Origin of the sequence: Shewanella colwelliana, from assembly GCF_001735525.1 — a bacterium.
In the GTDB taxonomy this organism is placed as follows: domain Bacteria; phylum Pseudomonadota; class Gammaproteobacteria; order Enterobacterales; family Shewanellaceae; genus Shewanella; species Shewanella colwelliana.
In genome coordinates this window covers 180,947-206,537 of sequence record NZ_MCBT01000011.1, presented here as the reverse complement: position 1 = coordinate 206,537, position 25,591 = coordinate 180,947, and the positions used below count along the sequence as shown (strand labels likewise).

General features: G+C 46.4%; 22 protein-coding genes. 13 read left to right on the top strand and 9 right to left on the bottom strand.

Annotated elements, in window-relative coordinates:
* Nucleotides 1-100: 100 nt before the first annotated feature.
* A complete protein-coding gene (locus tag BEL05_RS04595) occupies nucleotides 101-376 on the bottom strand; it encodes a tyrosine-type recombinase/integrase (RefSeq protein WP_069670423.1) in 276 nt (91 codons plus the stop codon).
* A 368-nt stretch (nucleotides 377-744) separates the two neighbouring features.
* On the opposite strand from BEL05_RS04595, the gene BEL05_RS21260 reads away from it, so the two are divergent.
* Nucleotides 745-876 (top strand): hypothetical protein, encoded by a 132-nt coding sequence (locus tag BEL05_RS21260; RefSeq protein ID WP_259651127.1) that lies wholly within the window; start codon nucleotides 745-747, stop codon nucleotides 874-876.
* 486 nt (nucleotides 877-1,362) lie between these two features.
* The gene (locus tag BEL05_RS04590; RefSeq protein WP_175427315.1) at nucleotides 1,363-2,157 is read left to right on the top strand and encodes an alpha/beta hydrolase; all 795 of its coding nucleotides are present in this window, start codon (nucleotides 1,363-1,365) and stop codon (nucleotides 2,155-2,157) included.
* A 27-nt stretch (nucleotides 2,158-2,184) separates the two neighbouring features.
* Here the strand turns inward: BEL05_RS04590 and BEL05_RS04585 are convergent, their stop codons facing one another.
* Entirely contained in the window at nucleotides 2,185-3,063 is an 879-nt protein-coding gene (locus tag BEL05_RS04585; protein ID WP_028763332.1) for a collagenase, read from the bottom strand.
* A 142-nt stretch (nucleotides 3,064-3,205) separates the two neighbouring features.
* On the opposite strand from BEL05_RS04585, the gene BEL05_RS04580 reads away from it, so the two are divergent.
* A complete protein-coding gene (locus BEL05_RS04580; RefSeq protein WP_069670422.1) occupies nucleotides 3,206-4,990 on the top strand; it encodes a M1 family metallopeptidase in 1,785 nt (594 codons plus the stop codon).
* 996 nt (nucleotides 4,991-5,986) lie between these two features.
* Here the strand turns inward: BEL05_RS04580 and ettA are convergent.
* Nucleotides 5,987-7,654, bottom strand: a complete 1,668-nt coding sequence (gene ettA / locus BEL05_RS04575; protein ID WP_069670435.1) for an energy-dependent translational throttle protein EttA — start codon at nucleotides 7,652-7,654, stop codon at nucleotides 5,987-5,989.
* Nucleotides 7,655-7,863: 209 nt separating this feature from the next.
* Between ettA and BEL05_RS04570 the strand changes: the two genes are divergently transcribed.
* The 10 genes from BEL05_RS04570 to BEL05_RS04525 all read left to right on the top strand — a co-directional run bounded on the left by BEL05_RS04570 (nucleotide 7,864) and on the right by BEL05_RS04525 (nucleotide 17,320).
* Nucleotides 7,864-9,465, top strand: coding sequence for a DUF3943 domain-containing protein (locus BEL05_RS04570; RefSeq protein WP_069670421.1), 1,602 nt, complete (start codon nucleotides 7,864-7,866; stop codon nucleotides 9,463-9,465).
* A gap of 254 nt (nucleotides 9,466-9,719) precedes the next feature.
* A complete protein-coding gene (gene glyA, locus BEL05_RS04565) occupies nucleotides 9,720-10,976 on the top strand; it encodes a serine hydroxymethyltransferase (protein WP_028763335.1) in 1,257 nt (418 codons plus the stop codon).
* Nucleotides 10,977-11,243: 267 nt separating this feature from the next.
* Nucleotides 11,244-11,708, top strand: a complete 465-nt coding sequence (gene nrdR, locus BEL05_RS04560) for a transcriptional regulator NrdR (protein WP_028763336.1) — start codon at nucleotides 11,244-11,246, stop codon at nucleotides 11,706-11,708.
* A gap of 42 nt (nucleotides 11,709-11,750) precedes the next feature.
* A complete protein-coding gene (gene ribD, locus BEL05_RS04555; RefSeq protein WP_069670420.1) occupies nucleotides 11,751-12,875 on the top strand; it encodes a bifunctional diaminohydroxyphosphoribosylaminopyrimidine deaminase/5-amino-6-(5-phosphoribosylamino)uracil reductase RibD in 1,125 nt (374 codons plus the stop codon).
* A gap of 16 nt (nucleotides 12,876-12,891) precedes the next feature.
* Complete coding sequence (locus BEL05_RS04550; RefSeq protein ID WP_069670419.1) at nucleotides 12,892-13,563, top strand: riboflavin synthase; 672 nt, start codon at nucleotides 12,892-12,894, stop codon at nucleotides 13,561-13,563.
* Between the two features lie 67 nt (nucleotides 13,564-13,630).
* Complete coding sequence (gene ribBA, locus BEL05_RS04545) at nucleotides 13,631-14,734, top strand: bifunctional 3,4-dihydroxy-2-butanone-4-phosphate synthase/GTP cyclohydrolase II (protein ID WP_028763339.1); 1,104 nt, start codon at nucleotides 13,631-13,633, stop codon at nucleotides 14,732-14,734.
* A gap of 124 nt (nucleotides 14,735-14,858) precedes the next feature.
* Entirely contained in the window at nucleotides 14,859-15,335 is a 477-nt protein-coding gene (ribH, locus tag BEL05_RS04540) for a 6,7-dimethyl-8-ribityllumazine synthase (protein WP_028763340.1), read from the top strand.
* A 14-nt stretch (nucleotides 15,336-15,349) separates the two neighbouring features.
* The gene (gene nusB, locus BEL05_RS04535) at nucleotides 15,350-15,754 is read left to right on the top strand and encodes a transcription antitermination factor NusB (RefSeq protein ID WP_028763341.1); all 405 of its coding nucleotides are present in this window, start codon (nucleotides 15,350-15,352) and stop codon (nucleotides 15,752-15,754) included.
* Between the two features lie 112 nt (nucleotides 15,755-15,866).
* Nucleotides 15,867-16,823 (top strand): thiamine-phosphate kinase, encoded by a 957-nt coding sequence (gene thiL / locus BEL05_RS04530; RefSeq protein ID WP_069670434.1) that lies wholly within the window; start codon nucleotides 15,867-15,869, stop codon nucleotides 16,821-16,823.
* 2 nt (nucleotides 16,824-16,825) lie between these two features.
* Entirely contained in the window at nucleotides 16,826-17,320 is a 495-nt protein-coding gene (locus tag BEL05_RS04525) for a phosphatidylglycerophosphatase A family protein (protein ID WP_028763343.1), read from the top strand.
* A 94-nt stretch (nucleotides 17,321-17,414) separates the two neighbouring features.
* Here the strand turns inward: BEL05_RS04525 and BEL05_RS04520 are convergent, their stop codons facing one another.
* From BEL05_RS04520 to barA, 6 genes are all read right to left on the bottom strand, one after another.
* On the bottom strand, nucleotides 17,415-18,611 hold the full coding sequence (locus BEL05_RS04520) for a hypothetical protein (protein WP_069670418.1): 1,197 nt from the start codon (nucleotides 18,609-18,611) through the stop codon (nucleotides 17,415-17,417).
* Nucleotides 18,612-18,855: 244 nt separating this feature from the next.
* Entirely contained in the window at nucleotides 18,856-20,517 is a 1,662-nt protein-coding gene (gene recN / locus BEL05_RS04515) for a DNA repair protein RecN (protein WP_069670417.1), read from the bottom strand.
* A gap of 309 nt (nucleotides 20,518-20,826) precedes the next feature.
* The gene (locus tag BEL05_RS04510) at nucleotides 20,827-21,768 is read right to left on the bottom strand and encodes an AEC family transporter (protein ID WP_069670433.1); all 942 of its coding nucleotides are present in this window, start codon (nucleotides 21,766-21,768) and stop codon (nucleotides 20,827-20,829) included.
* Nucleotides 21,769-21,903: 135 nt separating this feature from the next.
* Entirely contained in the window at nucleotides 21,904-22,140 is a 237-nt protein-coding gene (locus tag BEL05_RS04505; RefSeq protein ID WP_028763346.1) for a DUF3319 domain-containing protein, read from the bottom strand.
* A gap of 7 nt (nucleotides 22,141-22,147) precedes the next feature.
* Complete coding sequence (locus BEL05_RS04500; RefSeq protein ID WP_028763347.1) at nucleotides 22,148-22,747, bottom strand: YjaG family protein; 600 nt, start codon at nucleotides 22,745-22,747, stop codon at nucleotides 22,148-22,150.
* The gene (gene barA, locus BEL05_RS04495; protein WP_439332363.1) at nucleotides 22,737-25,571 is read right to left on the bottom strand and encodes a two-component sensor histidine kinase BarA; all 2,835 of its coding nucleotides are present in this window, start codon (nucleotides 25,569-25,571) and stop codon (nucleotides 22,737-22,739) included. The genes BEL05_RS04500 and barA overlap by 11 nt, the downstream gene beginning before the upstream one ends.
* Between the last annotated feature and the right edge of the window lie 20 nt (nucleotides 25,572-25,591).

The following is a 25,591-nucleotide window of genomic DNA, read 5'->3' as shown; positions in this document are numbered from 1 at the left end:
CTGAGCATCGAATAAATGGCTTGCCGCATCGCGGTTGTTATCTGTTGCTCGTATGCCTGATTAAACGCATCAAGATGAGCATGTAAAATATCGACGAACTTCATACGCCACACTCCCATTTCAGCGCTAAACCATCCGTCAGCAGGTTAATTGCTTCGACCGTGTTCTTGCGAGTGATCTGGGTAAGTCGTGTATAGCGTGCAGTGGTATTAAGGCTGTTATGGCCGAGCAGGCTTTGAACCGAACGCAGATCTAATCCTTGTTCTAGCAGGTGTGTAGCATAGCTGTGGCGTAGATTATGCGGGCTGATAGATTTATGAATATTGCACTCAGCAATGACGCGTTTTAGCGCTTTCTGGATGCCGCCTTTGTCCAAAAACGATTTAGCTTTTGATTGTTAGATTGATACCCGAAAGGCCAAATCGGAGAGATAAAATAACCCTGTGTAGATGCGGCTGAGGGTATCGAAAACATGGATGTTTTCGTTAAGCGGTCAAGGATGACGTATAGCGTCCCGAAGCAGTATCTACACATAAGCGAGCCGCAGGCTTTTAACTACAATGAAGATTCGACTTTAAACACAAATTCCAATTCCAAAACAGCCAAATGTTAAACCACAAAAAATGCCAACACCTTCATTCGAAGGCCAGCTTATTTTTGTCCAGAAACGATTTAACTTTTGATTGCCAAGTGATACGAACAAGGCTAAATCGGAGAGAATGAAAACTCGGTGTAGGTGCGGCTGTGGCCTTCCGTGACATGGATGTCACGGCAGAGCCTACAGGGAACGTACTTGCGGCGTGTCACAGAAGTACCTGCACGAATAGCCTGCTGCAAGCAATTCAAAACAATGAAAGTCAACGCTACCATCAATAAATAAAAACAACTTCGTCAAATGTTATAAGCCAAAAATGCCAATACCTTCATCCTAAGCTCAGCATGTGCAAATTTTAGATAAAAAAAAGCGACCTTAATAAGGTCGCTATAAGTTCCAATCTGGAATCTGGCGATAGTGGCGCTAGACACTATCTAAAGGGAATGATGATGAACGATGAAAAATATAACCAGTTGAAGGAGTGAATTTTCAACTGCTGCAAATTCTGTTCATATAGTCAGAGTGCACTTTTTCCAATTAGTTCAGATAATTTTTAATTTTTTCTAATTTTTTTAAATGTTAGCTGAAATGACTTACTGAAGTGGGCTAATAACTTGGGCTTTAACACAATCTAAAGTAGGCTTGCTGGGGTAAACATTGGCAAAATTTTAGGGAAGAAATATATCATGCGAGCTAACGTATTAGCCGGGTTGTTTATCGTGCTTACACTGATGGCAAGTCTTACCTGTTGGGGCGAGGAGAGAGCCTTGACATCTTCCTCAGTAGTTATCCCCCGTACACAGGTGTTTGAGCTCAGCCATCCCTTAAATCAGCGGGTTTATCCGCTTTGGGTTAAGTTGCCCAGCTCTTATCAGCGCAATACCAGTAAGCTGTATCCGGTTATCTATGTTACTGACGCTCCTTATGCTTTTCAAATTGTCTCAGGTGTGACCCGTTTCCCGATGAATAACAATAAGATGCAAGAGGCTATTATTGTTGGTTTGTCTTATGCCAAGGCAGATAAAGGCCCTCAGAGCCGGGTACGGGACTACACCCCTGTGAAGGATGATGGCTGGAAGCTAGAAACGGGTGGTGCCGACGCCTACGCGGATTATATTGAGCAGGTGGTGTTTCCGTTTATGGCAAAGCACTATCGGGTTCAGCAAGATAATCGCACGTTTGTGGGCAACTCCCTTGGCGGCCTGCTGGGGGCCTATTTGCTATTAAGTCGCCCAGCGCTGTTTGATAACTATCTGTTAGGGAGTCCATCAGTTTGGTATCACAAGGAGGCACTTCTTTCTATGCCTGCACAGCATTATCAAGCACGGCGCCGTGTGTTTATTGCTGTGGGGGAATTTGAGACGCCAGATAAGTCGGGGATGCAGCATGATATGGTGGCAGGTGCCGTTAAGTTAACGCGGCACCTTGAAGTTGCAGTAGGCAAAAAATTGACCATCAATACCGTAAAGATAAACGGTGCTTACCATGAAACCGCGTTTGCCACTACTGCAAGTCAAGGACTTTACTGGTTGTACCGCACGCAACCAGTCACTAGTGAGTAACGCGTATATTGATGGCGATAAGTGCACTTAAGATGTTGCGGTTAGGCCTTGCAGCCAGGTTTGAAACTCTTCATCCATGCTGGTGCCCCATTGCTTAATGAGTGCTTGATAACGTGGGTAGTCGCCCTTGCGGGTGAAGCCAAGCATAGTGTCTAGCTTATCTTTATGGTTTTCCATCATAAAGCGCACCGCTAAGTACCCCCAGCGATAGACGCGGTCTGTACCACCATTTTGCTCATAGCTGGTATTAAACAGATCGCTAAGTTGATAGTTTTGCTTGGCAATAATCGCAATCGCGGCAGGGTTATCATTGCCTTGAGAGATATATTCACCAAGACCTTCACTCCACCACACTAAGTGCGGCAGTAGCGGTGCAGGTTTTGGACAGTACTCGGGTGCGCTATGAGAGTCATGCAGTGAGGCACAAAAATCGCCATAAAGATTAAAGTGGCCATCTAAATAGTGCACATACTCATGGGCGAGATTCCAGATCTGGCCCTTTTTCTCGTAGGCGACAAACTCTGCTTGATTGCCCTTAACATGAGGGAGTCCCTCTAAGAACATGCCGCCATTGTCGCTAGGGACATCAAAATGGGCGGTCACGTAGCGGGTGTAATCTTCACGGCTATGGTATACGTTAGCCCGCATACGGTGATTATTGTCGTTGGCCACAGGTTTACCTTCAGTGCCAAAGAGTTGGTGAAATTTGGCTTCCTGTTTTTGCAGTAAAGCACAGGCTTGGATGACTTGCTCTTGCGTCAAGGCTTGCGAGCGAATGGTAATGGTTTCACTGCAATCATGCTGCTGGCTTAAGATTTCGTTCAATGGCGCAACGTCGGTATTGGCACTGCAAAGGCTGGGGAATAAAAACAGAGGAACGATGGGGAATAGGCTTAATCTGCTCACGTTGCTTTTCCTATTGGTTATGTTTGTATAAAATATGCAGAAGTGTTTCATCTTCACCTGATAATGTCAATTTCAATGGCATTGTTGGGGCAGATGATTACAATATCCTCAATCCTCTACCCACCATAAGAAGGAATCATCAGTGTCCAAGCAATGGGATAATAATCAAGATCATCATTCGTTTGCTAATGTCGATAACGTTAGAGTGACTCATTTAGATCTTGAGCTGTCGGTACAGTTTGAGCAAAAGCAGTTGTTAGGTAAGGTGGATTTGCAGCTCAATTATCTCGATCCCCAGTGTCGTGAGCTGTACTTAGATTGCCGCTCACTTACCATTGAGTCTATTGTTGATGATGTCGGGCAGGCGTTAGCATTCAGCGTCGACCAGCAGGATCCGATTCTTGGCGAGCGACTGAATATCAGCCTGCTGTCGGCGACCAAGCAGGTATCCATTAGCTACCGTACTTCTGCCGACGCTCAAGGCTTGCAATGGTTAACGCCGCAGCAAACCAGTGGTAAGCAGTTACCTTTTCTTTTTAGCCAATCACAGCCGATCAATGCCCGTAGTTGGATCCCGCTACAAGACAGCCCTAAGGCACGTATAACCTTTAGCGCCAGCGTTGAAGTGCCTAAAGGCATGCGCGCAGTGATGAGCGCGATGAATGATGCGAGCACGCCGCTTGACGGTAAATTTATCTTTGAAATGGAGAAGCCGATCCCGACGCATCTGCTGGCAATCGCAGTTGGCGATTTACAATTTGGTGCAATAGGGCCAAGAACCGGGGTTTATGCTGAGCCAGAAGTCTTGAGTGCTGCGGTTAAGGAGTTTGAAGATACTGAGCGGATGGTCGAGATTGCAGAGTCGCTGCTTGGTCCCTATCCATGGGGGCGTTATGACATGATAGTGCTGCCACCTAGCTTTCCTTTTGGCGGCATGGAAAACCCAAGACTTGCCTTTATGACACCGACATTGATTGCCGGTGATAAAAGCTTAGTGTCAACCGTTGCCCATGAACTGGCGCACTCTTGGACCGGTAATTTAGTCAGTAACGCAACTTGGCGTGATTTGTGGCTCAATGAAGGCTTTACCACCTATTTCACCAATCGAATTGTTGAAGCGGTATTTGGTAAAGAGCAAGCACAGCTTGAGGTGGTGTTGGAGTATGGGCGCTTAAAAGAGGAGTTGGCATCAATGCCATTGGCGGTGCAGACGTTACCCGCCAATGTGCAAGCGGGCGACCCTAACGATGCATTTAACCGCTTTACCTATGATAAAGCCTCGATGTTTGTCCACGACTTAGAAAAACGTTTGGGTCGAAAGTCGTTTGATAAGTTCCTTTATCAATATGTCAGCCACTTTGCCTTTGAAGCGATCACCACCGAAACCTTTGTTGACTATGCCAAGCAGACTTTGTTAGTTGAACATGGCGATAAGATCTCCGAGCAAGTGTTGCAAGAGTGGGTATATGGCAGAGGCATGCCTTATTGGTTTACGCCGCCTAGCTCAGACAGCCTGGATAAAGTGGATGCGTTGCTTACTGATTGGCAAGCTGGGGGCAAAATCGATAAACAAAACACCCAAGATTGGCGTGTGCATCACTGGCAGTATTTTTTAGGGTGTTTGCCTGAAAGCATCAGTCAACAGACATTGATGCAGTTAGACGAAGTGTTTGATTTTACTCACTCAACCAACGCCGAAATAGCCTGTGATTGGTATCGTGTGGCGATCCGTAATCACTACGACCCTGTACTGCCGGCGCTTGAACAATATTTGGTTAAAATAGGTCGTGGTAAGTTTGTGCGCCCACTATTTACCGAGTTACAGCTTGCTGGCTATCACACTGAGCTAGCCGCTATTTATGCTAAGGCTCGTGGTGGGTATCATCCCTCGTTAGCCGTGCAATTAGATAAACAGTTCGCTGGCTAAGCAAAAACTAAGTAAAAAAAAGGCAACCCTAAAAGGGTTGCCATAACAATTTGTTAGGTTGGTGATTAATCTTGTGCGCTAGCGTGGGATTAACCACCGTGGGACTCATACAGTCGCCAATAAATGATGAACAAACGATGATGAAAAAGTTGTTACCCTATCTATGAGTGCGCCATTGTCATTTAGTTCCTGCCGCGTCATATTTTTTTTACCTATTACCGATATTTGAGGTATTGACCGAGCTCAATGTGCTGGTGGGCGTTTTTTTAGGCAAAAAAAATGGCAACCCAAAGGGTTACCATCAATCCAACTGCGACAGAGTCATTAATCCATATGCGCTAGCTTTAGGGTTAATGCTCCAGGGATCCAGATGATCCCAAAGGGAGATGATGAACAAACAATGATGAAAAATTCGTTACCTAATGTATGAGTCTCGGTTTGGGGATTAGTTCCAAATAAATTCAAATAAATTGGTTATTCCATTGAAGAAGGGGGGAGTACCGCTACTGATTGAATGGCTATCTTGTTGTTTATCAGTGCTATTGAAGGCAAAAAAAATGGCAACCAAAAGGCTGCCATAAAATAATTATTAATGCATAAACCGACTGCGCTAGCGATAGTTTATGTCCTGGGACCCAATCGGTCGCCAAAGGGAGATGATGATGAACAATGAAAGAGTTGTGTAATGCTAGACTACCCAGCTCAATAATTCGTTACAGTTAATCAGAGTGGCGCGTGAGCAAATAGTTCAAAATAATCTTCAAAATACTTCAAATAAATTTTTCAAGCTTATCAGGGGAAGGCGTGATTTTCGTCAGCGAAAGTCTGTACCGCTTGTCTGCGCTGGGTAATTCCCTTGCATCATCGCATGATAGCCGCTCACTTAATCGAGTCTATCTTGCTGAGTTAGGTTAGCAAAGCCAAACTCCAGGCCATAAAAAAGGCGCTAGCATTATCTGCATAGCGCCTTATAGAGCAGAGAATAAATGCCTAAGGTTACTTATTCATGCGCTTGTATTTGAGACGGTGAGGTTCAATAGCATCGGCCCCAAGTGTCTCTTTTAGCCAAGTGGCGTATTCGGTGTAGTTACCTTCATAGAAGTTAACCTTACCTTCATCACGGTAATCCAAAATATGGGTCGCGATTCTATCGAGGAACCAACGGTCATGTGAGATAACCATGGCACAGCCTGGGAACTCAAGTAGCGCCTCTTCCAGTGCTCGCAAGGTTTCAACGTCTAGATCGTTGGTGGGTTCATCGAGAAGCAATACGTTACCGCCGGCTTGCAACAGCTTGGCAAGGTGGACACGGTTACGCTCACCACCTGACAGGGTGCCGATGATCTTCTGCTGATCGCCGCCGCGGAAGTTAAAGCGGCCCACATATGCCCGGCTTGGGATCTCGGTATTGTTGATGCGCATAATATCTTGCCCATCGGAGATCTCTTGCCATACGGTGTTTTTGTCATTCATTGAGTCACGGAACTGCTCTACCGAGGCAATTTGTACCGATTCACCTACTTCGATGCTACCGCTATCTGGCTGCTCAGCGCCTGAAATCATCTTAAACAGTGTCGATTTACCCGCGCCGTTAGCACCGATAATGCCGACAATTGCACCTTTAGGTACAGAGAAGCTTAAGTTGTCGATCAGTACACGATCGCCATAGGACTTGGTTAGACCGTTAACGTCGATAACCTTGTCACCTAAGCGCGGTCCTGGTGGAATGAACAGTTCATTGGTTTCATTACGCTTTTGGTAGTCGTTGGTATTAAGCTCTTCAAAGCGCGCCATACGTGCCTTGCCTTTTGATTGGCGACCTTTAGCGCCTTGGCGTACCCACTCTAGCTCTTTGGCGATGGTTTTTTGGCGAGCGCTTTCAGTGGCAGATTCCTGTTGTAAACGCGCATCTTTCTGTTCAAGCCATGAAGAGTAGTTACCTTCCCACGGGATCCCCTCACCACGGTCAAGTTCTAAGATCCAACCCGCAGCATTGTCGAGGAAGTATCTATCGTGGGTAATGGCTACCACGGTACCAGTGTAATCTTGCAAGAAGCGCTCAAGCCAAGCGACAGATTCCGCATCCAAGTGGTTGGTCGGTTCATCGAGTAGCAGCATGTCTGGCTTTTCAAGCAATAGACGACAGATAGCAACACGGCGACGCTCACCACCAGATAACACTTCAATTTTCTCATCCCAATCTGGCAGGCGCAGTGCGTTAGCTGCACGCTCTAAGATGTTGTCCAGATTATGGGCATCTTGAGACTGAATGATAGCTTCAAGCTCACCTTGTTCTTTGGCGAGCGCATCGAAATCGGCGTCGGGTTCGGCATATAGGGCATACACTTCATCTAATCGTGTCAGTGCATTTTTGGCCTCAGAGACAGCCTCTTCAATGGCTTCGCGCACGGTTTGTTGCTCATCAAGTTTGGGTTCCTGCGGTAGGTAGCCAATCTTAAGATCTTGCATAGGGCGCGCTTCACCCTCAATTTCAGTATCAATACCAGCCATGATGCGCAGCAGGGTAGATTTACCAGAGCCGTTAAGACCTAAAACACCAATCTTTGCACCAGGGAAAAAACTTAAGGAGATATCTTTAAGGATCTGCTTTTTAGGTGGGACGATTTTGCCCACTCGAAGCATGCTATATACAAACTGAGCCATGATAAATTTACTCACTGACGAAACAATGGGGGCAATTCTACTGCAATCGAGTTTGAACTTAAATCGGATTTTGGCGGGGTAACTTATTGTTTGGCTGACGAAGCGGTGTTTAGTTTGGCGTACGGCAATAATTATTGTTAACATTCGACCAACATTTTGGTGTGGGCAGAAACTCCGCTAAATAAAATATTTGGGATAAAGGATTCATCTTGAACATATTTAAACCGACCACCTCCGCGCTAATGGTGGCATTATCACTGGCTGGAGTGAGTTTGTCTGGGGTCGCCGCTGCGGCAACCTCTAATCAACATCATAACAGTACCCCGTTGGTGTTTGCTGATAGTCTTAATTCGAGCAGTGGCGATGACGCCAGTGATGGGTTTGTGCTTGCCACAGATAGTGATACGAGTGAGAAAAGCTGGTGGGGAGCAAGTATTGAACTGACCACTGTGCTGTTGCTGGGCGAACTGCTCTACAAAGTCGGTGCTGATAGTATGGAAGATGACTTTGATTATGAGATAGATGGTAATGCTGCTCAGTTTTTCTATGACCGGCTGACCAGCAGTGAGTCGTGGAAATATGATGATAACGATATTGGTATGAACTGGGGCCATGCATACGCTGGTGCGCTCTATCAGCAAGCGTTTCGTAATCATGGCTTTAACTATTATGAAGCCACCTTAGGCAGTTTTGTGGCCTCGACAGTTTGGGAAGTGTTTGCTGAGTACAAAGAGGTCGTGAGTATTAATGACCAAATAGTCACCACATGGGGCGGTGCGGTGTTGGGGGAGAGTATGTACCAACTTGCCGAGATGCTTGAGTCCAAAGATGGGTGGATCCCCGCAACTGTCGGTTGGGTATTTAACCCCTCACAAACGATTCGAGGTTGGTTTGACTATGCCAGCCCACCACGATTTAACCGCAGTAAAACCATAGATGAATTTACCTTATATACCGGTGCGCTCTATACCAGCAAAGAAGTTGCTGATGTCTCCAGTACGCAATTGACATTAGGGATGAAAGCGACTGTTGATAGTCGAGCGGGTCACTATGACACCCTCAGCGGCACACCGACCTTGGTTGAGATGGCAATGGAGACGGGTCTTTCTCAAGATGGCGTTGAAGAGTGGCAGATGGCCACACAGTTGTTGTTAGGTGGCTATGTTGGCCATCAAAAGAGTGCCAATGAACTGGCTGATAGCTGGTCGCACCGTTTTTATATTGGCCCCTCTACGGGGATGGAGTACACCAGTTTAGGTTTGGAAGCCGATGAGGACTTTTATGCGTTAGTTAATCTGCTTGGTTTATCGATTGGCAGCACATGGTCCAACCAAGATTTTAATATCGAAGTAAGAAGCGATATCTTTGGTGATTTTGCCATGGTGAAGCCATTCGCCACGAAAGATTACCTCTCTCAAGGCCGTTATTTTTGGGGCACTAAGTCGGTACTCTGGGAGGGGGAATATGGCTACGCTTGGGGACATACCTTTAACCTGTCGGTTGAGGCCAGCTATCGAGATCTGCTGTTGGGCATGAGTGTCAAATCTCAACGTTGGGACTCCATTGATGGTAAAGACAATGAGCGCCAGCCTGGTTGGAACCCCAATGTGAACGACCTTGATTTTAACGATGCCAGAGATAGATATGAAGTCTACCTGAGTTACTTCATCAACGAGGGGTTAAGCATGAGTTTACACCATGAGCGAATTGACCGAAGTGGTGAGATACAAGGGATAGAAAATCCGAGCATATATAGTCGACTCGATGATACTGAGCAGCGTACTTGGCTCCAGTTGGAATACCACTACTAACCCAGGGATTTGCTGGGTTAGCAAAACAGTGTTTTTGTGCAACACGCTGTAAAGCAGTGCTTTTATTGCGTCTTTGGTAATTGCACTGCGAAAACAACGACTCAGTTAATCTCTAAAGTAAATATTGAGTAATGGATGAACATTTCTATTGCTAAATGACAAGTAATTTCATGTTGCAAACGCTGGGATTGTGATCGATTGCACTGTAGAATACCGCGCAACCCTACTATAAGACTTTACAGCTGGAGTGACCAATGCTGAAAAAAGATATGAATATCGCGGACTTTGATCCACAACTGTTTCAAGCGATCCAAGATGAAACTCGTCGTCAAGAAGAGCACATCGAACTTATCGCTTCAGAAAATTACACCAGTCCTCGCGTTCTAGAAGCCCAAGGTTCACAGCTTACCAACAAGTATGCTGAAGGTTACCCAGGCAAGCGTTACTACGGTGGTTGTGAGCACGTTGATATTGCAGAAGAACTGGCTATTTCACGCGCTAAAGAACTGTTTGGCGCAACCTATGCCAACGTTCAGCCTCACTCAGGCTCACAAGCTAACTCAGCGGTATTTATGGCACTGCTTCAAGGCGGCGATACGGTACTTGGTATGAGCCTTGCGCACGGTGGTCACTTGACTCACGGTTCACATGTTAGCTTCTCTGGTAAGCTTTACAATGCGGTTCAGTATGGTATTGATGAGGCGACTGGCAAAATTGATTACGCCGAAGTTGAACGCCTTGCTGTTGAGCATAAGCCTAAAATGATTATCGCTGGTTTCAGTGCTTATTCTGGCATCATCGATTGGGGTAAATTCCGCGAAATCGCTGATAAAGTCGGCGCTTACTTATTTGTCGATATGGCACACGTTGCCGGTTTGGTTGCTGCGGGTATCTACCCGAATCCACTTCCTCATGCGCACGTTGTAACCACCACAACCCATAAGACCCTTGCTGGTCCTCGCGGTGGTTTAATCTTATCTGCGTGTGATGATGAAGATATCTACAAGAAGCTAAATTCTGCGGTATTCCCAGGCGGCCAAGGTGGCCCGTTGATGCATGTTATCGCAGCTAAAGCGGTAGCCTTTAAAGAAGCATTAGAACCTGAGTTCACAGCCTATCAAGAGCAAGTGGTTGTTAACGCTAAGGCGATGGCGCAAACCTTTATTGAACGTGGCTATGATGTTGTGTCAGGTGGTACAGATAACCATTTGTTCCTACTCGATTTGATTGCTAAGGATATTACAGGTAAAGACGCAGATGCGGCGCTTGGCCATGCTAATATCACAGTAAACAAGAACTCAGTACCCAATGATCCACGTTCACCGTTTGTGACATCAGGTCTGCGTATTGGGTCACCAGCTATCACTCGTCGTGGCTTTAAAGAAGCGCAAGCGGTTGAGTTAACGCACTGGATGTGTGATGTGCTTGATGACATCACTAACGAAGCGACGATTGAGCGTGTTAAACACCAGGTGCTTGAATTGTGCGCTAAGTTCCCTGTTTACGGTTAACCTTATGGGTTAAATCAGGTAAACTTCGATGGCCGCTATTCTAGCGGCCATTTTTGTTTCTATTGTCCAACCGTTAATGGCTGGATGACGAATTATACTTCATCACACAAAATAGGTTATCGAACTCAAAAAGATAAAATGAGCATTAAAAGCTGGGAGAACCATTGTGGATGTACGCCATGGTAGACCTCTGAGCTGACATTTTGTCTATAGGCGGGTTTCGATAATATATGTGGCGGGGATAACTACTTTTCTGCTGGAGGCTCAATGTATTGTCCGTTTTGCAGCGCAACCGATACTAAGGTGATTGATTCACGTTTGGTTGCCGATGGCCATCAGGTTCGCCGTCGTCGTGAGTGTGTTGAATGCCACGAGAGATTTACCACCTTTGAAGGCGCAGAACTCGTTATGCCTCGGGTGGTTAAACAAGATGGGAGTCGTCAGCCCTTTGATGAAGAGAAATTACGCGGTGGCATGTTAAGAGCCGTTGAAAAGCGCCCAGTTTCGATGGACCAAATTGAACAAGCGATCACAAAAATTAAGTCAACGCTAAGGGCGACAGGCGAGCGTGAAGTGACCTCAGAGATGATTGGTAACTTAATGATGGATCACTTAGTTAACTTAGATAAGGTGGCTTACATCCGTTTTGCCTCTGTCTATCGCGCCTTTGAAGATGTCTCTGAATTTGGTGAGGCGATAGCGAAATTACAAAGCGAGAAAGCCGCCAAGTAATTTGGATTGATAAGACACTAGCTGAATACGGATGATAATGAGATGCCGTGGTCGAAATTTGATATTGAGATGATGGCGCGCGCCATCAAACTGGCAAAGCGTGGTCAATACACCACGCGCCCTAACCCGAGTGTGGGGTGTGTGCTTACTGTCAATGAAACTGTGGTCGGTGAAGGGTTTCATATCGCTGCTGGTGGACCTCACGCTGAAGTCCATGCACTAGCCATGGCGGGGGAGCGCGCTGTCGGTGCAACGGCTTATGTTACCTTAGAACCCTGTAGCCATTATGGTCGTACCCCACCGTGTGCAGAGGCACTGATTAACGCTAAGGTTGCTCGGGTCGTGGTGGCGGTGACGGATCCAAATCCCCAAGTGTCGGGTCGCGGTATTGAGATGTTGCAGCAAGCGGGCATCAAAGTTGAGATAAATTTACTGCAAGCTGATGCTGCGAATATTAACCCTGGCTTTATGACGCGGATGCGCTCAGGTTTGCCTAAGGTGACGATAAAGCTGGCAGCAAGTATTGACGGCAAGACTGCGCTCTCTAACGGTGTGTCTAAATGGATCACCGGCCCCGAGGCTCGCCGTGATGTACAGCGAATGCGTGCCCGTCATTGTGCGGTCATCACAGGTATAGAAACCGTGCTGGCCGACGATCCAAGTTTAACTGTGCGTCATGCAGAGTTAGGGGGGCTAGGGCAGACACTCACCATTGAGCAGGTACGCCAACCGCTTAGAGTGGTGCTCGATAGCCAAGCCAGATTGTCCAGTAATGCGGCACTCTTTAATGCGACTTCGCCAATATTATTAGTTTCATGCCTTGAGTATACTGATGCGCAAAAAGCCCTATGGCCTGCCCATGTAAGCCACCTCTTGCTTGCTCCTCAAAATGGACGCGTACCGCTGAGGGACTTGCTTCAGCATCTGGGAAAACAGTGCAATGAGGTGATGGTTGAGGCGGGGGCAACGTTAGCGGGCGCATTTATGGCGGAGCAGCTTGCTGATGAGTTAGTTTTGTATCAGGCACCAAAGTTGCTGGGTAGCCAGGGTCGCAACCTGGTTAAACTTCCCGACTATACTGAGATGTCTCAGCTACCTAGCATGAAGTTGCTAGAGCAGCGAGCAGTCGGCCAAGACAATCGTTTTATATTTAATTTACGTTTTTGATAATAAGTAGGTAGAGATGTTTACTGGGATCATAGAGTCCGTAGGAAAGCTGAGAAAGATTGAACGTCGTGGTGATGACATTCGCCTCACGGTCGCCAGCGGTAAGCTAGATTTAAGTGACGTCAAACTGGGTGACAGTATCGCAACTAATGGTGTTTGCTTGACCGTTGTGGACCGTTTGGCCGATGGTTATGTTGCCGATATCTCTGCCGAGACGGTTGCATTAACGGGTTTTGCCCATTATCAAGTTGGCCGAGCGGTTAACCTCGAAAAAGCAGTCACGCCAACCACACGTTTAGGTGGTCATATGGTGAGTGGCCATGTTGACGGTGTGGCAAGCGTCGATGACCGACAGCTTCGCGGCAAAGCGATAGAGTTTTGGCTGACGGCCCCTAAAGGGTTAGCGCGCTATATCGCCCATAAAGGCTCTATTACGATTGATGGTGTCAGCTTAACGGTGAACGAAGTCAATGATGATCGTTTTCGATTAACCATAGTGCCTCACACCGCTGGTGAAACCACACTGATTGATTTAAAAGCGGGTGATAGTGTCAACATTGAGGTTGATCTTATCGCTCGTCACCTAGAACGTTTAATGTTCTATGCAGGTAAGGAGACAGAAGAAACTGTTAGCCAAACCTCAGAAGTGACAATGGATCTGTTAGCACGCTCAGGGTTTTTAAGATAGACACTGGCATAACTGGCAACTAACAGATTAAATAACTAACACTATAAAAATATTTCAAGGTCTTACAATGGCACTACACAGCATAGAAGCAATCATCGAAGATATCCGCTTAGGCAAAATGGTTATTTTGATGGATGATGAAGATAGAGAAAACGAAGGTGATCTGATTATGGCGGCCGACATGGTCACGCCAGAGGCGATCAATTTTATGGCGATGTTTGGTCGTGGCTTGATCTGCCAAACCATGACAAAAGCCCGCTGCGAGCAGCTGAACCTGCCGCTGATGGTTACTAACAATAATGCCCAGTTTTCGACCAACTTTACAGTATCCATTGAAGCGGCAGAAGGGGTGACAACTGGCATCTCGGCTCAAGATCGCGCTGTGACGGTACAAGCTGCTGTTGCTAAAAACGCTAAAGCCTCAGATATTGTTCAGCCTGGGCATATTTTCCCACTGATGGCACAAGAAGGTGGGGTACTTATTCGCGCTGGCCACACCGAAGCAGGTTGTGACTTAGCCCGTTTAGCGGGTCGTGAACCCTCAGCCGTTATCGTTGAAATTTTGAATGAAGATGGCACCATGGCGCGCCGTCCCGATTTGGAAATATTTGCCGAGAAACATGGCATAAAGATGGGCACCATTGCGGATCTCATCGAGTACCGCAACACCAAAGAAACGACCGTTGTGCGTGAAGCTAAGTGTAAATTGCCGACTCGCTTCGGTGAGTTTGACATGCTGACTTACCGCGACACCATAGATAATCAACTGCATTATGTGCTGGTGAAGGGAGAGGTGGCGTCCAATACTTTGGTTCGTGTGCATCTGCAGAACACCTTTAATGACTTGCTGCATTCAGAGCGTGATGAGAAGCGTAGCTGGCCATTAGAGAAAGCGATGGCGCGCATTGCCGATGAAGGTGGTGTATTAGTGCTATTGGGGCATCAAGAACATAGCAGCGACATCTTGGCCAAGGTTAAAGCATTTGAGCTGGAAGACCGTGGTGAAGCGGTTGCAGCTGCGCAGTGGCAAGGCACATCGCGTCAAGTGGGCGTTGGTTCGCAAATATTGGCCGATGTTGGTGTGACGACAATGCGTCTATTGAGTTCGCCAAAGCGTTACCATTCACTGTCAGGCTTTGGTTTAGAAGTCACTGAATATATTGCAGAATAAGACATATCTGCGTAATTTAACTCATTTCTGATAAATTGCATGGGGATCAACGCCGAGCGCTGTGGTATTATACGGCCTCTTTTTTCCCGTGCCGGGTTTATTTAAGCTAATTTAGGTAAGATAAATGAACGTAGTTCAAGGTAATATCGAATCGAAAAACGCCAAGGTTGCTATTGTTGTTTCACGCTTTAACAGCTTTGTGGTTGAGAGTCTGCTTGAGGGTGCGGTTGATACACTTAAGCGTTTTGGTCAGGTTGCAGATGACAATATCACTGTAGTCCGTGTACCTGGCGCAGTAGAGTTGCCATTGGCTGCGCGTCGCGTTGCCGCGAGCGGAAAATTTGACGGTATCATCGCACTGGGTGCAGTGATCCGTGGCGGTACACCCCATTTTGATTTTGTTGCAGGCGAATGCAACAAAGGATTGGCTCAAGTTGCACTTGAGTTTGACCTTCCAGTTTCATTCGGTGTGTTAACGACTGATACCATTGAGCAAGCAATTGAGCGCTCAGGTACTAAAGCGGGCAACAAGGGCGGTGAAGCTGCTCTGGGTCTGCTAGAAATGGTTAATGTACTGAAAGAACTAGAACAGCAGTTGTAAGATTAGGAACAAAAATGAAACCTTCAGAACGCCGTAAAGCCCGCCGTCTAGCAGTACAAGCTATCTACTCATGGCAGCTAAGCGGAAATAATGTTGCCGATGTGGAGCATGAATTTCTCACTGAGCAAAAAATTGATGGTGTAGATGTTAGCTATTTTCGTGAATTGCTATCGGGTACAGCCATAAAGTGTCCTCAGTTAGATGAGTTAATTATTCCTCATATTGAGCGTCCGTTCGATGAGGTTTCACCTATCGAAAAAGCCGTATTACGTCTGGCGACCTATGAACTGACCTTCCGCAAGGATGTGCCATTTAAAGTCGCGATTAACGAAGCCATTGAGCTTGCTAAGGCATTCGGTGCTGAGGATGGCCATAAGTTTGTTAACGGCATACTCGATAAGATAGTCGCTAAAAAGTAATAGCAGAAACGGCGTCCTAGGATGCCGTTTTTTATGTCAGCACGGTAAAGTGTTTGGCGGTTTGCCCTCATGGATGAGTGGTGACACTAACTTCTATAATGGTTGTGAGACTGTGAAAGAGTTTAAAGTAATAGAGCGTTTCTTTACCCAGCGTGGCCAAGCCCGTCGTGATGTTGAACTGAACATTGGTGATGATTGCGCCTTGGTTAATCCTGCGATTAATAAATCCATTGCGATCTCCTGTGACACTTTAGTCGAGAATGTGCATTTTTTTGCCGATATACCAGCCAAAGCGCTAGGCTATAAGTCATTAGCGGTCAATCTCTCCGATTTAGCTGCTATGGGGGCTGAACCTGCGTGGATGACGTTGGCGATAACCTTGCCTGAGATCGATGAGGATTGGTTAGCCGACTTTAGTGATGGCTTAAGTGAAGCGGCGCAATATTACGGTGTCGCTTTAGTGGGCGGCGATACTACTCGTGGGCCGAAGAGCATTACAATTACCATTAATGGCCAAGTTCCTACGGGCAAAGCACTTACCCGTGGTGGCGCCAAAAATGGCGACTGGATCTATGTAACGGGTACCTTGGGGGACTCGGCATTAGGCCTCGATATCCTGCGCGGCAAGCAAAATATTAAAGGTGAACATGGTGAGTATTTTATTCAGCGTCACTACTACCCAACGCCCCGCGTCCTGGCGGGCCAAGCACTACGTTCGTTAGCGTCAAGTGCCATTGACCTTTCTGACGGCTTTGTCTCAGATATCGGCCACATCCTAAAACAGTCTGGTGTCGGTGCTATTGTCGACGTCACTCAATTACCGTTATCCGTTGCAATGCAGGCGTCTGTCGATAGCGAGCAAGCGCTGGGCTATGCCCTGACGGGTGGCGAAGACTACGAATTATTATTTACTGTGCCAGAATCGCAGCGCGGTGCATTAGAAACGGCACTGGCTCACTCGGGTGTTAGTTTTAAGCAAGTAGGCCAGGTATCAACTGGTGACAAGTTACGGTTAATGCAAGATGGTGAGCCTTTTAGCCCGCAGAACTACGGATTTGAGCATTTCTAAGCATGAAACTATTATCTACCGATCCAGTTCTAAGTAAGCTTTCGCTGACCCATCCTATTCATTTTTTGGCCTTGGGTTTTGGCTCGGGTTTAGCCGCTAAGGCGCCAGGGACCTTTGGTACTATAGCGGCGATTCCTCTGTACCTATTGATGATGAATTTGTCACTACCTTGGTATTTAGGGCTTACCCTGCTTAGCGTTATTGCTGGTTTCTATATCTGTGATAAAGCGTCGAAAGATATGGGCGTTCATGATCATGGTGCTATCGTCTGGGATGAAGTTGCGGGCTTACTTATCACTCTTATTGCTGCCCCCGCTGGCTGGCAATGGTTGGCGGTGGGCTTTGGCCTATTCCGCTTTTTTGACATCCTTAAACCTTGGCCTATCAAATGGCTAGACGCCAAAGTTCATGGTGGCTTCGGCATCATGATCGATGATGTCCTGGCTGGAGTGTTTGCTTGTTTGTGCCTACATGGACTTGTGTATCTGGTCGGTTAGCTAACGCCTGCTAAGGCAGGCGTGTTGTGTTGATGTTTGCTATATTGAGTTAACATTATCTTAGGATACCGAGCTAGTACCCTCAATTGTTATCCTATTTTGTGGCAATAACCTCAGGGGTTACTGCCATCTTGCCCTCGAGTCTGCCCAGTAAACTTAGCCTCAATGCTTCCAATTTTTCTATTCGTTGCTGATAAGGCGCTAAGGATGGAATGCCGCTGCATAACATCATTTTTCCTAGCGGGTTGTAAGCAAAAAAAGCGACAGTGTCGAGTGATAATCCAGCTTGGCAGTGGTCCATGTTTACTTGGTTTTGTAGCATAAGGGCATAACGGTTTGCCATGTCCTGAGGTTTTACCAGTGGGCTTATCAGCCAAGTTAACACTTGCTCAGTTACTGATAATGGCTTGCCGCTCTCATCGTTGAATAGGGTCGCATAGATGCCATTAGCATAATTCCATTCGCCAAGCTTGGCGTTATCAAAAGAGGTGACTGCTGCCGGCAGGGGATGTTGCCAGCTTTTAGGTAATTCAGTCATAGGATTATTGAGACGGATAGCGGCTTTAGACACGATAAGTTCACCCAGTTGCATCGTCGATTCGATGGCATAAGCGCTGCTCATTTTAGTGATAAGCTGGTAGGTGTTGGATGACACTGTTTGCCAGAACAGCATGTCAGTGTTAAGTAATTGCAGTATTTGATCGGCTTGCAGCTTGTCCCCTTGGTGATAGATATTGAGAAGGTATAATTTTTGCGCGATCAATATTTTTCGGAAGGGAATGTGATAAGCATAGACATTATAAGGCGTGCGATCATGCCAATTGCCCGTAGACAGCAATTGCTGGTAGCGTTCGATGAGCCACAAGTTGTCTGCTAACAGGGTTTCAAGGTTATCGTTTTGAGCGAGTTGAGCTTCACAGGCTAATAAGAAGTCTTCTTGCTTGAGGCAGTCTGACAGGGGGAATTGGAGGAGTTCAACGCCCACAGCTGTGACCGTATTCCCTCTCTCCATGGGAGACAGGCTTTGCAGTTGTTCTAGATGCTTCAACCCTTCCTCCATGGGGGATATATCTTTTACTACATTGAAGCCCAGTGAGAAAATATAGCCGTTGTTGTTGAGGTTCTGGGCTAGGGTACGCTCACTTTCTGCGATTTGGGCGAGGTTGCGTTGTACTCGTTCTGACGGCGGTTGGTCATGCAGGTTGACTAGCACTAAAATGATGTAGAAGGTGAGGGGAATAGCGACTAGAGTTAATGAAATCCATTTCAGGGCGCGTAAAAAGTGACGCATGATTTATTCCTTGATACTGATTGATATGAGTTTTTTATTTCGCTAAGTGAGTTTATCAGGTTTTCTCTTTAGAAGAAGGTTTGATAGCTTAGAGCATAAAGCTTAGAGCTGAGAGCTTGAAATTGGCGAGGTTTGGCGGAAATACGAGCAAAGTGCCCATCTATAGATAGGCACTTTGAGCAAGGTTTATATCACCTTAGGTTGATTGTGCAGCGGCCTTTTTATGGGGCGACAATCAAATGTTTTAACCTTGCAGTAGCTCTTTGGCATTGGCTAGGGTGTTGGTGGTAATGGTGTCCCCGCCTAGTAATCTTGCTAGCTCTTCGATGCGCTGTGTTTTATCTAGTGGCACCATAGAGGTCTCAGTTTGACCTGCCTTACTCTGTTTATTCACGAACATGTGCTGATGTCCGTTACCCGCCACTTGAGGTAGATGGGTCACACAGAATACTTGAGTTGATTCGCCTAAAGAGCGCAGCATTTTACCCACAACAGCGGCTGTGGGTCCTGAGATCCCAACATCCACTTCATCAAAAATCAGTGTTGGGGTCGCCACTTTCTTCGCGGTGATCACTTGGATGCCTAAACCTATACGGGATAGCTCACCTCCCGAGGCAACCTTTGCGATAGCCTGCAGCGGTTGGCCTGGGTTAGTCGTCACCTGAAACTCAATGGTGTCACAGCCGTTGGGTGACATAATGGTTTCATTAAAGCGTACATCGATGACAAATTTACCCTTTGGCATACTTAGCTCATGAATCGACTGAGTCACCTGTTTGTCCAGTTCCTTGGCGTAACGACTGCGGCTTTGGCTTAGCTTCTTGGCGTTAGCCACAAAGCCTTGTTTACAGTTTTCAAGTTGCTGGGCTATCTCTTCAAGTTTCTCTTCATCGGAATCTAAGGTGCTTAGCTCAAGCCTTAAAGATTGATGGTGTTGATACAGCTGTTTGGCATTGACGTGATGCTTGCGGGCCAATTGCATTATTTTAGAGAGTCGTTGCTCTAAATAAGCAAAATGATCAGGGTCTAGTTCTAGCCCATCGAGATAACGCTGCAGCTCACTGCTGCTTTCTTGTACTTGGATTAAGGCGTCGTTGAGCATATTACCTATGGTCGTCAGCGCGGGATCATACCCTTCTAGCTCTTGCGCATGGTCGATAGCCATATTTAGTACAGATTCAACCGCACCTTGTTCGTTGTCTTGCAGCAAAAAGAGCGTGTGCTGACAGGCTTGCACTAACGCTGTACCATTAGCTAGCTTCTTGTGTTCGGCTTCGATTTCTTCGAATTCGGTTTCACCTAAATCAAACTCGTTAAGTTCTTCGACTTGATATTGCAGCAGTTGTTTACGAGCGATGCGCTCGTGCTGTGACTGTTGTAATAGCTGCAGTTCTTTCTCAACCAACTTATAGCGCTGATAGCTTGCGCTTACGCTATCAAGTAGCATCTTATGGTTAGCATAGCTGTCGAGCAGAGTGAGCTGATGCTCACTTTTTAACATAGCGTGGTGAGCATGTTGCCCGTGGATGCCTATCAGTAATTGGCCTAGTGTGCGCATCTGATTTAGCGGAACCGGATTGCCGTTTATGTAAGCGCGTGAGCGACCGTCACTGCCAATGGTGCGTCGTAAAATACACTCGTCATCCAGCTCAAGGTCATTATCTTCTAACCAGCGCTTGGCTAAGGGAATATCAGTTAACGCGAAACGTGCACTAACCTCAGCTTTACTTGCCCCAGGTCTGACGGTATTAGCATCGGCGCGATTACCGAGGCAAAGGCCTAATGCATCGATGGCAATGGACTTACCAGCGCCTGTTTCACCAGTAATACTGGTCATGCCGGTTTTAAAATCGAGTTCTAGAAAGCGGACAATGGCAAAGTTATTGATGCTGAGCTGACAAAGCATGATGACATCCTTTTACAAAGTACTGTATTAATGCACAGTATATACTGATTTTTTATACAGTAAATACCTGTTTGCTTTTTGTGCGTTATTTTTAATCTACAGAGGCTGACGGCTGTTGCTGTATATTCAATTTATTGGCTGAATTTTAATAATATTTTATTAAAATTCAATTATATAAATAGCTTAATTATCTTCAACTACTAACCATTATAGTTAGTTTATCGGTTGCAGGCGTTCCCTTTTAACGTTTGCATCTGTAGGGGGCATAAGTTTTATGGTCTCTTGAGCTGATGTTTCCTAGTGGAAGGACTAGAGTATATGGTCGAGTAGCGGCAGGACTGCGAAACTTAATACAATACCTAGGCTGATGGTTTGCGCGCTCACTATTGCGTTAACGTTAAATCGCTGCGCCAACAGATAGACGCTTGCAGCCGTAGGCAGCGCAGCCAGTATCACTCCTATTTTTAGTAGATCACCGTCGATGCCAAAGAGAATTAGCAACCAGTAAGCCACTAGTGGCTGTATCACTAATTTGAGTAAGTTTAGGGTTGCGAGTTCTGCTGAAGTCGACATTTTACTTTGGGCGTTACGCCCTTCCTGTTGATTGGCTTGACATAACACCATGCCAATGGCAAACAGTGCACAGGGGCTGGAGGTGAGTCCAAACTGACGGATGACACCGCTAACGGGCGGCCAAAGGGTGATCTGTAATGCGGAAATGACGACCCCAATTGCACTGCCAATAATGATTGGGTTTTGCATTAATGCCAGTGTCACGGTTTTAAAGGCGTTATCGGTTTGCCCCTGATACAGGGCGAGCTGAGCCAGCACCATGGCAAACACGGTGACAGAGAGCAGGCTGGCAATGGCTGCGGCGGCAAGCGCGAGTTGATTATTGGGGTAGAGCATCATCATTAATGGGATGCCAATAAATGAGGTGTTGCCAAAGGTGGTATTGAGTGCACGTATTGCAGCCAATGCTGGTTTTTTATCTCGCCACAGCGATACCCAAGTGGTGAACAGATACACTAGCGTCATGGCGATGCTATAGCCTGCGATAAACCCCCAATTCCTGATCTGTTCGATAGGGGTTTCGGCGAGAACAATTAGCATGATGGCGGGGAAGGCAATAAAGTAGACATATTGGTTAAGCACATTGTCGCTGCCAGCTGGTAAAATTCGCCATTTTTGCACTATAAATCCAGCGAGCATGATGCCAAAAACTGTCAAGAGTGGAGAGAGTATTGGCAACATGGGGCTTATTGACCTGTGAGTTTAGCGAGTTGCTAAGGTATCACAGCTTGATGGCCTAACCGTATAGCGCAAAAGTCTAATAGCGTAACCAAAAAAAACGCCACAATATTTGTGACGTTTCATTATTGGAGCCTACTCGCGTCGCTTGTTTGGGACAGGATTACGGCTATGGGTTGCTTGAGGCGCACGCTCTTCCTGATAGGCGGCTTTTGGAGGGGGCAATACCCCCAACTCTTGATGAAAGTTAATCTGTCGTCTTAGCTCAAACAGGGAGCCAACTCGACGCTGGTCTCCAATGGTTAATGTCCAAGAATCGGTTAACCCATCACTGTTGGTCAATATGTAGCCTTGGTAAATGAGCTTTTTCATCTGCAGGTCAGTTGGTCGCAATCCCGATGTTGGAGATACCTGACTCAATAATCTCTTTGCGCAAGGTTTTGACAAAATCTGCGGTGATTTTTGGGTTTTCTTCAATAATATCCAGCAGAGAAGATTGCAGTGCTTTTTCCTCAAGCATCACTTCATGATTAAAGACAAAGTCGTCTAAGGCGTCCTCATCAATATCCTCGTCCAGTGTGGCTTCTATATAGTTTGCTACGGTGCTCGATGATAGCTTACTGATATTGGTGATGTCGTCTTCAACTTTACTTTGCATTGCACTGAGCAGTGAGATCAATGCGACGGCCGCGTCCATAGCAGGATAGACACCGTAAACATCGAAGTCAGCAGGTTCAGGCGTAACGGCGTCTATACGCTCTAGATAGATATCGATATTAAGTTTTAACTTATTGTCATACATCGATTGCCAAAGCAGATTTAGGGCGGTGTCGAGTACTTTGGGGTCGCCAAACTCACAGACTTCACTGAAAAGTTGGTAGTTGGGATACATGCGCTGACAAAGCGCGATAGCAAACAATTTCTTCTGTTCAAGCTCTAATGCTTTTAGTCGTTTGAAGAACCCTGGTTTATTGCTCATCGATCACATCCATAGATAGCTGGGATATTACTTGGTTAGCGGCAGATTCTACCTTAGAAAGTTCATCAAGTAACTCTAGTATTTCCGGTTCTACCTCTTCAACATCGTCATTTTTCTTCAGAGATAGCTCAATTTCTCGGCATAAGCGTTGGACGGTCGGCACACCGCAGTAACAACTAGCACCATGCAGTTTGTGTATATGGGTCAGCATGGCGCTGCTGTCCAGGGCATCGAGCGCTTGCGTAATGTTGTCACGTGTTTCAGGCATAGAGTTAACCAACATCTGTAACATCTCTAATGCCAAGCTGGCCTTCTGATTTGCTTGGGTCAGACAAAGCTCCCAATTGAGGGTGTGTTGGTCAAAGTGGGTAAACTTGGGACGAGTTTTCCAACGACTGATCACACTCTTTAACGCGGCCTCATCGATAGGTTTAGGAAGGTACCCATCCATGCCACTTTGGTTGATGCGTTCACGCTCTTCGGCAATGGCATGGGCCGTTACTGCGATAATGGGCGTATTACGGTTAAGTGAGTGTTCACGTATCTGTTTGGTCGCGCTAAATCCATCTGTGCCCGGCATCTGAATATCCATAAAGATAAGGTCGAAACTTTTCGCTTTAGCGATATCGACGGCGCTTTGGCCATTATCTGCAATGGTGACTTGGGTGACAAGCTCACGAAGCAGCGTGTCAATCAGTTTAAGGTTGGCTGGGTTGTCGTCAACTGCGAGCACATTAAGCGGCTCTCTGCTGAGATTTTCTTTGGTCGTGTCACTGAAGGGGAGAGCCTCAAACTGGGCGCGATGAGGGTTAATCAGGGTAACCGCCAGCGCCCTCTCTCCGACTGGTGCTTGCATCACCTTGTCAGCTGCCGATTGCAGGGTATTCATCTTTGCCGCGCTATCATTACTGCTGCAGATATAGAGCAGGTAATCACTCATTTCCTTGATAGTGTTCACTGTCTCAAGCAATTTTGGACTCCGATCTAGCTCATGACAACTGACGATAGCGTAATCAAAGTGGCCATTTCGATGCTGCATAAGCTCATTGAGTTCAGGTGTGCTGGCCACGGTAACTACACGCATCTGCCAATGTTCAAGTAAAGTTTTATAAACTTTTCTAGAAAGGGGTCTTGGCTCAAATAAGACAATCGACTTGCGGTAGAGTTTGTCAATTTCTAGTGGCTGGCTAATGGGATACTGGCTGAGTTTTAATGGTAGGGTAAACCAGAATGTCGACCCTTTGTTTGGTGCAGAAATGCAGCCAATCTGACCGCCCATACGGTTGATTAAACGCTTAGTGATAATCAGCCCAAGTCCTGTACCGCCAAATCGACGTGAGATGGAGGAATCCGCTTGGCCAAACGCTTGAAAGAGCTGACTCTGCTGATGCTTGTCGATGCCAATACCTGTGTCGGTTATCTCACAGCGAATATTGATAGTGTCGTTATCATCGTCGATAAGGCGCATTTTTAAGTGGACGCTGCCGCTATCGGTAAATTTAATTGCATTACCTACTAGGTTTGTCACGACTTGACTGACCCGTAACGCATCGCCAGAAACGTTATCGTTGATAGCGGGTTCGATGTCGACAACCAACTCAAGTTCTTTTTCTTTGGCGCTATTTGCTAACAGAGAGAAGGTGTCGTCAATCACTTCGCGCAGCGCAAATGGCATATTTTCCAAAACCATTTTACCGGCTTCGAGTTTTGAAAAGTCGAGAATATCGTTAATGATACCTAGTAAGTTAGTGGCGCTCTTTTCAATGGTACGAATGTAATCTTGTTGGCTAGTATGCAGTGGCGTTTTCAGTAATTGTTTGGCAAAGCCAATCACACCATTTAGCGGCGTACGCAACTCATGTGACATATTAGCTAAGAATTCTGACTTAATTCGGCTCGCTTCTAACGCCCGTTTTTTGGCCAGATCAAGTTCAACGTTTTGTATCTCAATCTGCTCCAGTGTTTCACGAAGATCGACAGTGGCTTGGTCGATATTTTGTTGCATCTCTTCATGGTAGTCCGACAGTGAGCTTGCCATGGCGTTGATTCCGCGTTTAAGTAGATCTAGCTCACCAATCAAATTACCATCGACACGAGTGGTCAATTTACCCTCACGTATTTTTGCCACCACCCGCACCATCTCTGTGATTGGATGGGTCACATTTTTCACCAACCTAAAGGTAAATAAGAGGTTTAGCTGCACACCGATTAAAACGATAATAAAAGCCGCAACGGCAGCTCGGTGCTGCTCAAGCAATGCGTTTTCTTTGTTAATCAGCACCGCAATATAGCCGAGTTTTTTACCTTCGTTTGCTTGTGTCGTACCGATATTATTCTGCGGCGTTACCACTAACTCTCGCTCACTGGAATAGATGGGGCTGCGCATAATAAGGCTGTCACCAAACTGTTCTAAATCCGTACCTTCGAGGGATTCTATCGGATTGTTGTAGCGCATGAACTCATGGCTTTTATAGTGATGTGAGGTGACGATGACCCGATTATTAGTATCGAAAATGGCAATAAACTGAACCAAATTTGATTTGTTCAGCTGCACGGATGTGATCAGGCGTTTAGTGGTTTCGAAGTTCTTGGTTTCGAGGCCTATCTCTGCTGCAATGGCGAGTGGCTCAATAATATTGCTGCCGCGTTCAATTAAGCTTTCTTCCAGCTCATAGAAGCGGTTTATGGTAAAATAGCTGCCGAGCAAAATACCAACCAAAATAGTGGGCGCTAATGCCAGCACAAGAACCCAGGCTCTTAGGCTGTATTTAGTCATGTTTTCTGCACTATTCATTGATTTGGTTAATTTATACTGTTGTAGCATATAGGTTACATTAGACTGCC